We start from the raw sequence: 14,330 nt of genomic DNA on the forward strand, positions 1-14,330 counted from the left end.
TAAACAGAGTACTTATTTTTATAAATGTCAATATTCCATACAAAACTAAAGAGTGTATAATAAACTCTTTAGTTTTGTATAGGAGTTGACATTTTGAATAGGAATGATAAAAAGCACAAAAAAGTTTGGCTAACGATAGGGATAGTAGCAGCCGTACTTGTAGCACTAATTGGAGCAGGTGAAGCATACTTTTTTAACGTTGCTTTTACGCCTGGTGAAAAAAGTGTATTAAATAAATATTCGCACAATACGAAAAAAGATCCATTGGCTGCCAAAAAGAAATGGTATGCCAAGGTAAAGAAGCAACACTGGTATATGAAGTCGGCTACAAGTGATTATCGCTTAGATGCAAATTATATTCCAGCTAAGAACTCGCATAAGACTGTAGTGATTCTTCATGGTTTTGGCAACAATAAAGATACCATGGGGCCATATGCAGGCATGTTTCATGAATTAGGCTATAACGTTTTGCTTCCTGATGCTCGTGCACATGGTCAAAGCCAAGGTAAGTACATTGGTTATGGCTGGCCTGAAAAGTATGACGTTCGTAAATGGGTAGAAAAAGATATAGCTAAAGAAGGCAAGAATCAAAAAATAGTAATCTTTGGCGTCAGCATGGGTGGTGCTACTACTATGATGACTAGTGGTATTAAGATGCCTAAGCAGGTTAAGGCTTATATTGAAGATTGTGGTTATACAAGTGTTAAAGATGAATTCTTGCATGAAGCACAAGATCTATACCATATGCCAAAACTTGTAGCTACAGCAGCCGTTGATATATTGAGCGTTGTTAGCAAGGCAAATCTAGGCTTTTATTTAGGGGATGCATCATCTGTTAAATCAGTGAAAAAGAATAATAAGCCGATGTTCTTTATTCATGGTGGCAACGATCAATTTGTACCAACCAAAATGGTTTATGCAAACTATGCTGCGGCTAAAGGACCAAAGCAGCTGTGGGTAGCCAAAAAGGCAACGCATGCTCGTTCATTTGAAACTTACCCTAAAGAATATGAAAAACGTGTAGATCAATTTTTAAGTAAATATTTGTAAAAAAAGAAGCTAGATCAAATTCTAGCTTCTTTTTGTTGTATTATTTTGTCGCATTAGCAGGTTTTCTTCGTCCAACAATCCAAGTAATGATTAATGCAGCGATAGCTTCAACTATAATCATTGTGATTTTTGCTGGAATCTTTGTACTGCCAAGCCATACATCAAGAATGATAGAACCGATAATTAAAATTCCCATCCAAATCCATTGTGATTTGTCAAAGGCAATGCCGTATTCTTCTTCACGACGTCTAATACCTGGCAAAATTGCACCCAGACCGATCAGTACGATTACGGCTACAATGTTAATGATCAATTCGTACCACCAAAGGCCACTGCCTTGCTTAACATCTTGTGGTGCAAAACCAAGGATGGTTGCTACGGCAGTAACAACTAACAAGGCAAGACCAACAAGCCAAGCAAGTTTATCGTTTTTAATGTAGACATATTTTGATGGGTACTTCTTTGAGTTCTTTCTTACTCTCATGAATGAGTAGAAGATCCAGCAGGTAACACCTGGTGAAACGATTGAGTTCAAGTTAAGCAACCAGTTGAAGATATCGTTCATGTCAGGTAAGAAGATACCTAAGATCATGATGAATGATGAAAGGGCAACAGTTAAGATGTAACCGTTAATTGGTAAGCCGTTTTTGTCCTTCTTACGTAAGAACTTAGGCATGTACTTATCACCAGTATCGGAGATAAGCATTCTAGTCATGGCATCAAGCAATACGGCAACCAAGGCACAGTTGAACAATAATGATGTCCAAGCCCAGAGGTAAAGCAAGAATTTACCCATACCGAATTGTTTACCAACCATGTCGAATACGTAGTAAGCACCGTTCATCTTCAAGTCGTTTGGAATGTGGTATGCGTCAAAGTAGATACCAAGTGCAAATGAACCAAGGATAGTTAAGAAAGCAGTCATGATAGCTAAAGTAATCATTGCCTTAGGGAAGTCTGACTTAGGTTTCTTCATCTTAGTTACATATGGTGCAACCAGTTCACACCCGTTCATGGCATAGATTAACATTCCGACGGTTGACCAGTAGTGCAAGTCGAATTTAGGAATGATTGTGTGCCAAGTAAATGGTTGGGTAGCCATGTGGCCGCCTGATTTTGCCAAACCAACAAAGGCAAGGAAAACAAACAAGACAGTCATAATGACCATCAAACCACCACCAATACTGGAAAGGAATTCCATTGAGTTGGCAAAGTGGTGTTCAACGATAATGAAAACAATGAACACAACGAAAGTCAAAGCAGCAAACATGGTAGTAGGAATTTTATCTTGGAATCCCTTTGAACCGGTCAATGCCCAACCTAGGTCGACAATGATTTCGTTAGCGGAGTCTACAGCATAAGGAATTGAGGCTGCCCAGTATGTCCAAGCAGTGAAGTAACCTAAAAATTCTCCGTCAGTACCGCGGACCCATGATGAAAGTCCACCACCTTCTTCACTAAACGTAGAACCTAATTGTCCTACCATTAATGAGTAAGGTGTTACATAAAGCAAACACATGATAATCCAAGAGGTGATAACTGGCATCCCTTGGTTTTGGAAGTTGTACATGATATCGTCCAAGCCGATAACAGTACAAAGTGCCATCAAGGTCAAAACAGGCCAAGTGATGGCTTTCATTTTATTTGTTGATGTTAAATCGTCCAAGTAATTTTCATCCTTTTCTATATCTAAATCTAAAAATTATTTACTCCCACTAGATAGACGAAAATACCGGCGATTTATTTTTAAATTTTTCGCGCATTCGGTCTCCTCTCTTGTTACAACTATAAATTTTACCTACAAATTACTATTAGGACCAGTGTAAAGCGCTTTCTATTTTTGATTTAGCACTTCACTTATTTAATGTAAGCGCGCATAATAAAACTAACAAAAAGTAAGAAAAATAAAAATAAAAATAAAAATGAAAACGAAAGGGGAGGATGCTAATGAACGCTCAATTTATTGCAATCGGTATTATTTTTGTAGGCTTGTATTTCTTAACTAAGGAGAAGAAGCTTGCTGTAGAAAGAATTAGAAGACATAGATAGAGGTTTTTATGGCAAAAACATCACAAATTATTCGTAATAAAAAAGTAGCAAAGTTTTCAACTAGAGAATATACGCGTTGTGAACGCTGTGGACGTCCGCATTCTATTTACCAGAAGTTTGGACTTTGCAGAGAATGCATGCGTGATTTAGCACATCAAGGTCAACTTCCAGGCGTAAAGAAAGCTAGTTGGTAAAAATAATTATAAAATACATGAAAAAGTTAAACGTAGTCCGCTTTTTTTGTTAAAGTAAAAAGAAGTTATTCAAATCAAACTAAGGGAAAGAGTTATGGAGAAATTTCATTTTACGAAACGAGAAAAGCTTTTTTTGTTGTTAGCTTTATTGGTATTGGTATTTTTATTTATTTCTAGTTCAATGACATATCATGAACAGGAATTGCATGATGGCACAGTTAGTAAATATTTTGGCTGGCTTGAAAATATTGTAGCTGGCTGGAATTTTACATATGGTGGGCGCCTTCATAATACACAACTAGATGGTAGAGCAGGACTTGCTCAATTTGTTCTGCGTAAGATGGCCCATTTTGGCTCATACTTTTTATTAGGTGGCTTTGGCTATTTAGGCTTGCGCCGCATTTTTAAAATTAAATGGCTAGCTCCAATTTTGACCTGGTTTGCGGCTATTGCTTTTGCGGCTTTTGATGAATATCATCAGTTTTTGACTGGAGATAGGACACCGAGCGTACATGACGTAATATTGGATGCATCTGGTGCCTTAACGGCGATTATTTTAGTAATGTTAATTCTATTTTTGAAAAATAAGTATTCGACGAAGAAAAAATAGTTTTAAATATTTGACACCATTGAATTTTGAGGTGCTGTGAGTTAAGATAATATCGTTAATTAATATTAGAAAAAAGAAAGAAGGATCCTTATGTCAGGACATTCAAAATGGCACAATATTCAAGGCCGCAAGAATGCGCAAGACGCAAAGAGAGGTAAAATTTTCCAAAAGTTATCTCGTGAAATTTATATGGCTGCAAAGAGTGGTGGTCCTGATCCTGATGGGAATCCTACCTTACGTATGGTAATTGATAAGGCACGTTCAAACAACATGCCTAAGGACAACATCAAGCGGGCAATCAAAAAAGCTGAAGGTGGTTCAGAAGAACACTACGATGAAATCACTTATGAAGGCTACGCTCCAGGTGGTGTTGCTGTTTTTGTAGAAGCTTTGACTGATAACAAGAACCGTACTGCTTCAGATGTTCGTGTTGCCTTCACTCGTAATGGTGGTTCACTTGGCGCTACTGGTTCTGTTGCCTACATGTTTGATCGTAAAGGCTACATCGTAATTGACCGTTCAACTACTGATGCTGATGAAGATCAAGTATTGCTTGATGTAATGGATGCTGGTGGTGACGATCTTCAAACCAGTGATGATGCATTTGAAATCTACACTGATCCAAAGCAATTTGCAGATGTTCGTGACGCACTTATTAAAGATGGTTACAAGCTTGCAGATGCTGAATTGACTATGATTCCACAAAACACCACTCCAGTTCCAGCAGACAAGAAGGAACAATTTGAACACTTAGTTGATGCTCTTGAAGATAGTGATGATGTTCAAAATGTTTACACTGCAGCAGCTGATGAAGACTAATTATTAAATAGATAAATGACTCAACCAATTTGGTTGGGTTATTTTTTTGCTCTTTTTTCTAAAAAAATAAAATTTTTTAAATTTCTCAGAAAAGAATCGCCTTTTTTTGCGTATTAAATAGTGTGAGGCAAAAAAGGGGGATTTTTATGAAAACAAAGGAATTTATCAATGAATTACTCACTTCCGCAATTTCAAGTAAGGCGAGTGATATTTTCTTTTTTCCGAAAAAAGAAACGATGGTTGTACAGTTTCGAACTAACCAAGGTGTAATTACCCAAACCGACCTTTCCTTGAATGAGGGACAAGAAACTATTAACTTCTTTAAATATAGCGCTCAGATGGACATTGCAGAACATCGTAGACCTCAAGTAGGAGCAATGGCTTACGAGGTTGATCAAAAAGAATATTATTTGCGTCTTTCTAGTTTGGGTGACTTTTCAGATCAAGAATCACTGGTCATTAGAATAATTTATGAGATTAAGCAAAGTAAATATTTCTTTCCTCAGCAAATAGAATCGTTAGAAAGATCAGCTTTGCATCGAGGATTGATCGTGACTAGTGGACCCACTGGGTCAGGCAAAACAACTACGATGTATGAAGTCGCAAAAAAATTAAGTCCCAATAAAGTAGTAATGACTATTGAAGATCCAGTTGAAGTTCATGAACCTACTTTTTTGCAGTCACAAGTCAATAATGAAGCCGGAATTGACTATCAAAGTTTATTAAAAGCAGCTTTGAGACACCGTCCAGATATTTTGATTATTGGAGAAATTCGTGATCAAGGTACGGCAAGATTAGCAGTTGATGCAGCTTTGAGTGGACACTTAGTTTTTGCGACGGTTCACGCTAAAAGTACTTTGCAGACTATCTCACGTTTGGAGAGTTTAGGCATCAAGAATGATGAATTAGCTAATTGCTTGACTGCTGTGTCTTACCAAAGGCTGTTGCCTAGTGCAGTAGGGATGCAGTGTCTAATGGATATTGCTAAAGGCGAACTTTTAAATCAGGAATTGCAGCTAAGCGTGCGCAGTGACTTCGTTAATTGGCAAGAGAATATGCAGTTGTTGCGGAAAGGAGGGAAAATCGATGATGAAATATATGAGCAATTCAAAGAAGGATAGGCTAAATAGCGAAGAACAACTCGTTTTTTTAGATTATTTAAAACATAGTTTAGAAAATGGTTTTTCATTGATTAATTCGATAGAGCTGATGCCTGTTTTGTGGCCAAAGAAAAAGAAACTAATGCAAAAACTGGTTAAGCGAATGAAAGATGGGAATAGTTTTAGTGCTGAATTAATTCAATTAGGTTTCTCAAAAACAACGGTGACGCAGGTTAATTTGGCATTGCAGCAAGGAAACTTAATTGAATGTTTGAATCAATTATCTATTCTTAGTCGACTCAAGCAAGAACAAGTTAAAAAATTGCGAGCAGAGTTATCCTATCCATTTGTCCTAGCAATTATGATGGTGATTTTACTTGCTTTTATGCAGTCATTTATTTCTACTCAATTTAGCGATGGTAATGAGCATTCTGGTGATTTGGTCATGCTAGGATTGATTGGAGTTGTACTTGCTGGAATATATTTTTTAGCAAGAATAATTGTTTTACTCAACAAACAGGATTACGACTCAATGCAAAGATTAACTAAATATCCCATTATTGGACCAGTGATTTTGCTATATGTGAATTATTTGCTCGTGTATGACATCGGGATGCTTTTAGCCAGTGGTTTTTCATTGCAAAAAATGTGTGAATACGCATCGAAGCAGGAAAAAGGATCCTTGCAGCAAGCCTTGGGACAAAAAATAGGGCATCAATTAGCTGAAGGAACAAATTTGGAAGAGATCGTAGAACAAGAAGTCTTTTTACCGAATAGCTTGTTAGTTTTGCTTAAAACAGGTTCGGAAAGAAAAAACTTAAGTCAAAGCTGCTTAATGTTAGGGCGTAGCTTATTTATTGATTTAACTCAAAAAATAGAAAAATTAGTTGTTAACGTACAGCCATTTTGTTTTATCTTGATTGGCTTTTGCGTGATTGGCATGTATTTGAAATTATTAATGCCAATGTATTCAATGATGCAAGGACTTTAAGGAGAAAAATATGAAAAAGAAAATGAAGAAATATTTGTTAAATATTTTAGCTAAAAGCCGTAGACAAGAAGGCTTTACTCTAATTGAAATGGTGGTTGTGATTGCTATTATCGTCATTTTGATGGTGTTGATTGTGCCAAATATGTTGAATCAAAAGGAAAAGGCAGAAACGAGAACTTCAGATGCCTTTAAGACTACTTTGCAAACACAGGTGGAAATGTATAAAGATGATGGACACGATACACCTAGCAAATTTGAAGATTTACAGGGTGAATTTTTAACTAAAGATCAAGTAAAAAAGGCAAATAAGAGTTTTAAATTAGAAAATGGCAAAGTTACTGAGATTAATAAGAAATAAATATAGAGCTTTTACTTTGATTGAAACGATGATTACTTTAGCTATTTGTTGCGGGATGCTGTTAATTGGCAGTTTACAACTGCAAAAATATCAACACCGTTTAATTTTTGATAATACAGTAAGAGAAGTAAATGCTGCTCTTGATCAAGCATCTCGAATTAGCACGATAAAGGGACATGCCGTTACCGTCATTTTTTCCGAGGATCAACATTATATAAAATTAATCGGTGGTGGTCATGAAAAGCAAGTAAATATTGATAAAAATATTGATATTAAAGGCTTGAACAAATTTGTTTTTACTAAAACTGGACGCTCTGTTCCTGGGACAATAACGTTTAGCGGTTATGGGATGAAAAAAGCTGTGAAATATCAAATGCTATGGGGACGAATGGCAAAATGAAAAAAGTAAAGGGAGTTTTTATATTCGAAAGCGCCATTGCCATTATCATTTCACTATTTGCTGTAAGTTGCCTTTACTTAACTGTTGCTGAAAGTCAAAAAAATGGTCGTGAAATGGAATTAAAAACTGATCGTGTCTATGCCTATCATGTGTTAAAGGCCAACAATCTGGATCAGATAACGGTACATGATCACGTTTATGAAAGGATAGGGCAGCATTATCTTAATGATAAAAATACTAACCAAAAATACAAGATTGCAGACTAAAGGATTCATGTTAGCAGAAGTCATCTTTTCTCTTTTTATTACTATCCTGGTCCTTTCCATTTTGCAAAATCTGCTGTTAAGTATTAAAAGAGCCAACATGCATGAAAATCAGCATGTAAATGATATTGCTTATGCATATGTGCAGTTGAATAATTTTATGCATACTGAGGATACGAAAACTGTTTATCCGATCGTGAAAGATTCCAAAAGCAATAGGATAGTTTTTATGCGAGTTAATAAAAATGATGAAAAAGAACAGTATGCGATTGAATATTATTTAAAAAATCATGTTTTAAAGGTATCAAAAGCAGGAGCTGGGCGGGGTGGATATATGCCGCTTATTTTCAATATAAAATCGGCTCAGTTTGTCACTAAAAAAGATCAAATTATCATTCATGTAGTAGAAGAAAATAAAGGAAAATCAGATTTAGTTTTCAAGCTTGATGAAGAACCTAAACCAGAAAGAGAGAAAAAGATTGTTAAAAATAAAAGGAAGCGCATTGCTTAGCAGCATTTTAGTTTTAATTACGACTTTGCTTTTTATCAAAATGTATCAAGAAGTCTATTGCGCAAGCATAGAGAATAATTTGATGATTATCAAATATTTGTCTGGTAAATAACTTTCCTTGCACCTCTTCTTTCCTTTCTTTAAAATAATGAAGGTAATGGAGGGACGTTATGGGAAAATTTGAGAAACTTTTTAATCAATTTTTAGATTGCGTACAAACTTTGCAAAAAGCCCTGAATGTTTCATTTACAGAAGCCTTAGTTGAAACATTTGATAATTTAGAGCAAGGTAAAATCAAAGTCGAAAATGGTGCACCAGATGAACAAACTGTTGCAGAATTAAGTAAAAAATATCAGTCACTTGATTATGATGAGATTAGTCAAAAAGATAAGGCGCAAGTTTTTACTTTTTTAACTTTAAAAGCAATTAATGATGATGGCTTTGATGTTAATAAGATGCCAACACCACCAGCAATTTCAACTGTAATTGCAATGTTAATGCATAAATTGGTGAAGAATGAAAAGGTTGAAATAGTTGATCCTACAATTGGTACTGGAATTCTGCTGTTTTCAATCATTTCACAATTAAAGGCCTTAAACCATTCTAAAGATAACTATCAATTAGTCGGAATTGATAATGATGAAGAAATGCTTAACTTAGCAGATGTGGCAGCACACTTGAATGACTTTGACATTGAACTTTATTGTCAAGATGCATTAATGCCATGGATGTGTTCTAATCCGGATGTAGTAGTAAGCGATTTGCCGATTGGCTATTATCCAGTTGATGAAAATGCTAAAAAATTTGAAAATCGAGCAGAAAAAGGTCATTCATTTGCACACTTGCTATTAATTGAACAAATAGTTAAGAACTTAAAACCTGCGGGTTATGCATTTTTAGTTGTTCCTAAATCAATTTTATCAGGCAAGATTGGTGCTGATTTTATGCCATGGTTAACGAAAAAGGTATATTTGAAAGCCATTGTCGAATTGCCTGATGATATGTTTAAAAATAAATTTAATCAAAAGTCGATCCTTGTTTTCCAAAATCATGGAGAAGATGCCAAGGCTAGTGAAGTTTTGTTAACTAAACTAGATTCTCTGAAGAAAGAAGAGGCTTTGATTCGTTTTAATGTCAAATTGAACGAGTGGTATACTAAAATCAATCATTAATTCGGGATTACTTAACTTTTATTGAAAGAAGAGGAAATTATTTTTATGAAAAAGGTTTTGGCAATTAACTCTGGTAGTTCATCTTTTAAATATAAATTATTCTCATTGCCAGATGAAAAAGTCATTGCAAGTGGTATGGCTGATCGTGTTGGATTAGACAATGCTTCCTTTGAAATTAAATTGGCTGATGGCAGTAAGCATGTAGAAAAAACAGAAATTGCCGATCAAGAAGCTGCAGTTAACTTATTAATTAAATTCTTGAAGCAATTCAATGTAGTAGATGATTTACATGAAATCGTTGGTGTGGGTCACCGTGTAGTTAATGGTGGTGAATACTTTACTGATTCTACTATTATCACTAAGGAAAACTTGCCTAAGATTTATGAATTAGAAGATTACGCTCCACTTCATAACCCAGCTGAAGGCCGTGGAATTGAAGCATTTATGAACGTATTGCCAGAGGTGCCACAAGTAGCTGTATTTGATACTACTTACCACCGCGCTCTAGATCCAGTTCATTACTTATATTCTCTTCCTTATAAATATTATGAAAAATATGGCGTCCGCAAGTATGGTGCCCACGGTACATCAATCCGTTATACTGCACCTCATGCTGCTAAGATGCTTGGTAAAGATCTAAAAGACTTGAAGTTGATTATTTGTCACCTAGGTTCAGGTGCTTCAGTTACTGCTGTAAAAGACGGTAAATCATTTGATACTTCAATGGGCTTTAGTCCAATTGCTGGTATTACGATGGCAACTCGTTGTGGTGATATTGATCCATCACTTATTCAACATTTGATGCATGTTGAAGGTAAGTCAATGGATGAAATGATTCATATCTTGAATCACAAATCTGGTTTACTTGGTTTGTCAGGTATTTCTCCAGATATGCGTGATGTTCGTGAAAGCGACACGGATCGTGCTAAGTTAGCTAGAAAAATCTTCATTAATAGAATTGTGCGTTACGTTGGTTCATATATTGCTGAAATGGGCGGCGTTGATGCTATTATCTTTACTGCTGGTATTGGTGAACATGATATGGGCGTACGTAAAGAAGTAATGGATGCTTTCAAATACATGGGCGTTGAACCAGATTACGAAGCAAATGAAGAAAACGGCGAACATTTCATTACTAAGCCAGATTCTAAGGTAAAGGCAATGGTTATTCCAACTAACGAAGAATTAATCATTGAACGTGATGTAGTTCGTTTAACTGATATTAATTAAGCTTTTTATTCGCAGGATTCATTTGTCTATGCTACAATAGTAGAGTCTCAAGGGGATGTTTTGGGATTCGACAGGCGTAGATTCGCATTGACTGCGATTCGTAGGTTACGTCTACGTAAAAACGTTACAGTTAAATATAACTGCAAATAACAAAAATTCTTACGCATTAGCTGCTTAATTTAGCGCATGCGTTGCTCTTTGTCGGTTTACTCGTGGCTGACACTGAGTATCAACTTTAACGAGTTACGTTTAACTACCTCACCTGAATAGTTGAAAAGAGTCTTAACAGGTTAGCTAGCTCATCCTAGCCCTGTTATATGGCGTTTTGGGCTAGTGAAGTTCAAGTAATATAACTATGATCGTAGAGGTCAGTGACGGAATGCGTTTGGACAGGGGTTCAATTCCCCTCATCTCCATACAATAGTAAAAGTCTTGCTAGGATATGATTCCTAGCAAGACTTTTATTTTTATTTATTAATAATAATTAGTTATAGCTTTGCCCTAAAAATAAGTATTAAACATTATAAAAGCTGCTATTTATAATGGAACCTAAAGAAAACTGTTTTTACAGATAATAGGTGAGCGAATGATTAAATACAAAAATAAATACTTTGAAGGGGAAAGGATACTTTATGGCATTAATGATGCATTACCTTTGGTCATGGTGAATCTCCTTTAAAGGAGGTAAATAATGTCAGATTAAAAGATTCAATTTTTACATGGAAGTATCCATTATGGTATGACGATCATGTAGAAGTAGAAAATACTACCTTTGAAATAATGTCTAGGAGTGGAATTTGGTATACTAAAAACATTTCTATTAAGAATAGTGCTTTACAAGCGCCTAAACTATTTAGAAGAGCAAGTCATATTAGATTGGACAATGTTCATTTTGCCAATGCAGAAGAAACGATGTGGACTTGTAATGATATTAGAATTACTAATTCACAAATTAATGGCGACTATTTTGGCAAGGATAGCAAGAATATATATCTAAATCACGTGAGTGTAGTTGGTAATTATGTTTTTGATGGTGCTGAAAATATTGAGGTTCACAATTCAACTTTTGTCTCTAAAGATGCTTTTTGGAATTGTAAAAATGGACTATCTATGATTCAACAATTGATGGTGAGTATCTAGCTTGGAATACTGAGAATATTAAATTCATTAATTGTAAAATCGAAAGTGATCAAGGATTAAATTATATTGATCATCTTGAAATTAAAAATAGTTCACTTATTCATACTGATTTAGCTTTTGAATATGTTTCAGATATGGATGTAGAAGTGACTAGTAAAATTGATAGTGTTAAAAATCCCGTGTCAGGTAAAATTGTAGCGCCAGAAATTGGAATTTTAATTATGGATTCAAATAAGATTGATCCTGAAAAAACGAAAATCAATTGTCCAAAGATAATTTCAAAGGTAAAGCATTCAGATAATAATCAAAAACCAAAGGATTAGTGATAATAATGGAATATGATTTTAAAAATGCACCTGATCGTAGTCATACGGATTCAGTAAAGTGGGATGTTAAGCCAGGTGAATTACCGATGTGGATTGCCGACATGGATTTTAAAACAGCACCGGAAATCATTAAGGCAATGAAAGAAAAAGTTTCATTAGGTGCCTTTGGTTATGAGTGGCCACAAGCTGATTATTTTAATGCGGTAGCGGATTGGTATGAAATAGAACATGGATATCGTCCGCAAACCAATTGGATGATCTTTACCACGGGAGTTGTGCCCGCGATTTCATCGATTGTGCGGCGTGTTTCGCATATTGGCGATAATGTTCTAGTTCAAGAACCTGTTTACAATATTTTTTACAACTCTATTTTGAATAATGGGCGCCATGTTTTATCAAGTAATTTAGTGTTTGATGGTGAACATTACAGCATTGATTGGACAGATTTAGAAGAAAAATTAGCTGATCCACTCACTACGTTAATGATTTTCTGTAATCCTCACAATCCTATTGGTAAGGTTTGGACTAAAGCAGAAGTTCAAAAAATTGCACAATTATGTCAAAAACACCATGTGGTTTTGCTTTCGGATGAGATTCATGGTGACTTAGTCAGAAAAGGACAGGGCTATACACCAGCATTTTCAATTGAAGCTAAAAGCAATGTAATTTCTTTGGTTTCACCAAGCAAGACTTTTAATGTGGCTGCACTTCATGCTAGGGGCATGATTGGCTGAAGAAGTTAAAGCAACAGTTAAATGAGAATTTTGATTATGTCAGTCAGTTCATTCAAGAAAATGTTCCTGAGGTAAAAGTTGTCTCTGGGGATGCCACTTATTTGATGTGGATTAATGTACAGAAAGTGACTGATAATTCTGCAGATTTTGCTGCTTTTTGAGAAAAGAGACAGGTCTAATTATTTCAGCAGGTAGTGTTTATCGCGGTAACGGACAAGATTTCATTCGGATAAATTTAGCCTGCCCATTAGCAATGGTAAAAGACGAAATGAAGCGATTGGTAGAAGGAATCCGTAAGTATAGCAAATAGGTTTACATGTAAACAAAAAGGTAGATATATAATTAAGAAAAGGGTTTCATTTTTATAGCCTCAAAGTATATACTTTATGTGAGGTGATTTAAATGGAACCATTATTTTTAACCCCGTATTTTAGACCAAAGATTTGGGGCGGACGCAAATTAGATGATATTTTTCACTATGATATTCCAGAAGGAGAAGTCGGTGAGGCTTGGATTATTTCTGGCTATAAGGATGATGCTTCAGTAGTAACTGAAGGTCCACTTAAGGGCATGTCTTTAAGAGATGTTTATTTAAAACATCCAGAATTATTTGGTAATCCTAAGGCTAAGGAATTTCCACTTTTGGTTAAGTTCTTGGATGCCAATGATAATTTATCAGTGCAAGTACACCCAGATGATGATTATGCTAGAAAAGTAGAAAATGATTCCGGCAAGACTGAAAGCTGGTACGTCATGCAAGCAGACCCAGGTGCCTACATTATTTATGGTCATTATGCTAAGACTCGTGAAGAATTAGCTGATATGATCCATAAGGGTGAATGGGACAAGTTGCTCAGAAAAGTTCCAGTTAAGGCTGGCGACTTTTTCTACGTTCCAGCAGGTACAATCCATGCTTTGACTAAGGGTTGCTTGGTAATTGAAACTCAACAATCAAGTGATGTTACTTACCGTCTTTACGATTATGATCGAGTAGATAAGAAGACCGGTAAAAAGCGTGAACTTCATACGCAAAAATCAATTGATGTAACTACTGTACCTCATGTTGATCCTAAGCTTGATATTAAGACCAGCAAGGATCAAGATGCAGAAATTAAGACTTTGGTAGAACCACCAATTTCACCACACTTCTACTTATGGCAAATTGACCTTGATGGTACTTGGAAAACAGGGTTAAAGGATCATCCATATCTTTTAGTTTCAGTCATTAAAGGCGAAGGAAAACTTGAAGCTGATGGCAAAACATATGATTTGAAATTAGGAACTAATTTAATTATTCCAAATGAGATGAAGAAATTCACTTTCACTGGTAAAATGAGAATAGTTATGTCTGCACCTGGTGAGGAATAACCGTTTATTTTATCA

At 35.5% G+C, this 14,330-nt stretch carries 14 protein-coding genes, 1 other RNA gene and 2 pseudogenes; 16 read left to right on the top strand and 1 reads right to left on the bottom strand.

The genetic code is table 11. The features are described from left to right. Window positions 1-93 precede the first annotated feature (93 nt). Window positions 94-1,050: an alpha/beta hydrolase gene (locus JEM49_RS03220; RefSeq protein WP_201873645.1), complete on the top strand. Its 957-nt coding sequence runs from the start codon at window positions 94-96 to the stop codon at window positions 1,048-1,050. Between the two features lie 40 nt (window positions 1,051-1,090). On the opposite strand, the gene JEM49_RS03225 is transcribed toward JEM49_RS03220, so the two are convergent. Further along, window positions 1,091-2,716: an APC family permease gene (locus tag JEM49_RS03225; protein ID WP_201873646.1), complete on the bottom strand. Its 1,626-nt coding sequence runs from the start codon at window positions 2,714-2,716 to the stop codon at window positions 1,091-1,093. A 391-nt stretch (window positions 2,717-3,107) separates the two neighbouring features. Between JEM49_RS03225 and JEM49_RS03230 the strand changes: the two genes are divergently transcribed. The 15 genes and pseudogenes from JEM49_RS03230 (at window position 3,108) to manA (ending at window position 14,315) form a co-directional block, all read left to right on the top strand. Further along, window positions 3,108-3,293, top strand: a complete 186-nt coding sequence (locus JEM49_RS03230; protein WP_087175667.1) for a type Z 30S ribosomal protein S14 — start codon at window positions 3,108-3,110, stop codon at window positions 3,291-3,293. A 94-nt stretch (window positions 3,294-3,387) separates the two neighbouring features. Beyond that, a complete protein-coding gene (locus JEM49_RS03235) occupies window positions 3,388-3,903 on the top strand; it encodes a VanZ family protein (RefSeq protein WP_201873647.1) in 516 nt (171 codons plus the stop codon). Between the two features lie 90 nt (window positions 3,904-3,993). Next, a complete protein-coding gene (locus JEM49_RS03240; protein ID WP_003626106.1) occupies window positions 3,994-4,722 on the top strand; it encodes a YebC/PmpR family DNA-binding transcriptional regulator in 729 nt (242 codons plus the stop codon). Between the two features lie 146 nt (window positions 4,723-4,868). Next, window positions 4,869-5,843 (top strand): competence type IV pilus ATPase ComGA, encoded by a 975-nt coding sequence (comGA, locus tag JEM49_RS03245; RefSeq protein WP_025005120.1) that lies wholly within the window; start codon window positions 4,869-4,871, stop codon window positions 5,841-5,843. Then, entirely contained in the window at window positions 5,812-6,813 is a 1,002-nt protein-coding gene (locus JEM49_RS03250) for a type II secretion system F family protein (RefSeq protein WP_025005119.1), read from the top strand. Before comGA ends, JEM49_RS03250 begins: the two co-directional genes overlap by 32 nt. A 10-nt stretch (window positions 6,814-6,823) precedes the next feature. Then, window positions 6,824-7,171 carry a prepilin-type N-terminal cleavage/methylation domain-containing protein gene (locus JEM49_RS03255; protein WP_087175668.1) on the top strand — a complete coding sequence of 116 codons (348 nt, stop codon included), beginning with the start codon at window positions 6,824-6,826 and terminating at the stop codon, window positions 7,169-7,171. Then, window positions 7,140-7,571, top strand: coding sequence for a prepilin-type N-terminal cleavage/methylation domain-containing protein (locus JEM49_RS03260; RefSeq protein ID WP_087175669.1), 432 nt, complete (start codon window positions 7,140-7,142; stop codon window positions 7,569-7,571). Before JEM49_RS03255 ends, JEM49_RS03260 begins: the two co-directional genes overlap by 32 nt. Continuing rightward, window positions 7,568-7,837 (top strand): hypothetical protein, encoded by a 270-nt coding sequence (locus tag JEM49_RS03265; RefSeq protein WP_201873648.1) that lies wholly within the window; start codon window positions 7,568-7,570, stop codon window positions 7,835-7,837. Before JEM49_RS03260 ends, JEM49_RS03265 begins: the two co-directional genes overlap by 4 nt. Before the next feature lie 7 nt (window positions 7,838-7,844). Next, window positions 7,845-8,345, top strand: a complete 501-nt coding sequence (locus JEM49_RS03270; RefSeq protein ID WP_035434033.1) for a ComGF family competence protein — start codon at window positions 7,845-7,847, stop codon at window positions 8,343-8,345. Between the two features lie 170 nt (window positions 8,346-8,515). Further along, entirely contained in the window at window positions 8,516-9,517 is a 1,002-nt protein-coding gene (locus JEM49_RS03275) for a class I SAM-dependent methyltransferase (protein ID WP_098044045.1), read from the top strand. Window positions 9,518-9,562: 45 nt separating this feature from the next. Beyond that, entirely contained in the window at window positions 9,563-10,747 is a 1,185-nt protein-coding gene (locus JEM49_RS03280; RefSeq protein WP_087235388.1) for an acetate/propionate family kinase, read from the top strand. A gap of 51 nt (window positions 10,748-10,798) precedes the next feature. Beyond that, window positions 10,799-11,166, top strand: a transfer-messenger RNA (tmRNA) gene (gene ssrA, locus JEM49_RS03285). A gap of 167 nt (window positions 11,167-11,333) precedes the next feature. Next, a pseudogene (locus JEM49_RS03290) lies at window positions 11,334-12,210 on the top strand (DUF3737 family protein). Window positions 12,211-12,218: 8 nt separating this feature from the next. Continuing rightward, window positions 12,219-13,257 (top strand): annotated as a pseudogene (locus JEM49_RS03295) (MalY/PatB family protein). Between the two features lie 92 nt (window positions 13,258-13,349). Then, on the top strand, window positions 13,350-14,315 hold the full coding sequence (gene manA / locus JEM49_RS03300; protein WP_098036502.1) for a mannose-6-phosphate isomerase, class I: 966 nt from the start codon (window positions 13,350-13,352) through the stop codon (window positions 14,313-14,315). The last annotated feature ends 15 nt before the right edge of the window (window positions 14,316-14,330 follow it).

Source organism: Lactobacillus sp. A27 (genome assembly GCF_016742815.1).
Taxonomy (GTDB): domain Bacteria; phylum Bacillota; class Bacilli; order Lactobacillales; family Lactobacillaceae; genus Lactobacillus; species Lactobacillus gallinarum.

Excerpts from the sequence above, each read along its gene's own strand:
- JEM49_RS03230 (WP_087175667.1), top strand. The coding sequence starts at position 3,108 with ATGGCAAAAACATCACAAATTATTCGTAATAAAAAAGTAGCAAAGTTT.
- JEM49_RS03235 (WP_201873647.1), top strand. The coding sequence starts at position 3,388 with ATGGAGAAATTTCATTTTACGAAACGAGAAAAGCTTTTTTTGTTGTTA.
- JEM49_RS03240 (WP_003626106.1), top strand. The coding sequence starts at position 3,994 with ATGTCAGGACATTCAAAATGGCACAATATTCAAGGCCGCAAGAATGCG.
- comGA (WP_025005120.1), top strand. The coding sequence starts at position 4,869 with ATGAAAACAAAGGAATTTATCAATGAATTACTCACTTCCGCAATTTCA.
- JEM49_RS03250 (WP_025005119.1), top strand. The coding sequence starts at position 5,812 with ATGAAATATATGAGCAATTCAAAGAAGGATAGGCTAAATAGCGAAGAA.
- JEM49_RS03255 (WP_087175668.1), top strand. The coding sequence starts at position 6,824 with ATGAAAAAGAAAATGAAGAAATATTTGTTAAATATTTTAGCTAAAAGC.
- JEM49_RS03260 (WP_087175669.1), top strand. The coding sequence starts at position 7,140 with ATGGCAAAGTTACTGAGATTAATAAGAAATAAATATAGAGCTTTTACT.
- JEM49_RS03265 (WP_201873648.1), top strand. The coding sequence starts at position 7,568 with ATGAAAAAAGTAAAGGGAGTTTTTATATTCGAAAGCGCCATTGCCATT.
- JEM49_RS03270 (WP_035434033.1), top strand. The coding sequence starts at position 7,845 with ATGTTAGCAGAAGTCATCTTTTCTCTTTTTATTACTATCCTGGTCCTT.
- JEM49_RS03275 (WP_098044045.1), top strand. The coding sequence starts at position 8,516 with ATGGGAAAATTTGAGAAACTTTTTAATCAATTTTTAGATTGCGTACAA.
- JEM49_RS03280 (WP_087235388.1), top strand. The coding sequence starts at position 9,563 with ATGAAAAAGGTTTTGGCAATTAACTCTGGTAGTTCATCTTTTAAATAT.
- manA (WP_098036502.1), top strand. The coding sequence starts at position 13,350 with ATGGAACCATTATTTTTAACCCCGTATTTTAGACCAAAGATTTGGGGC.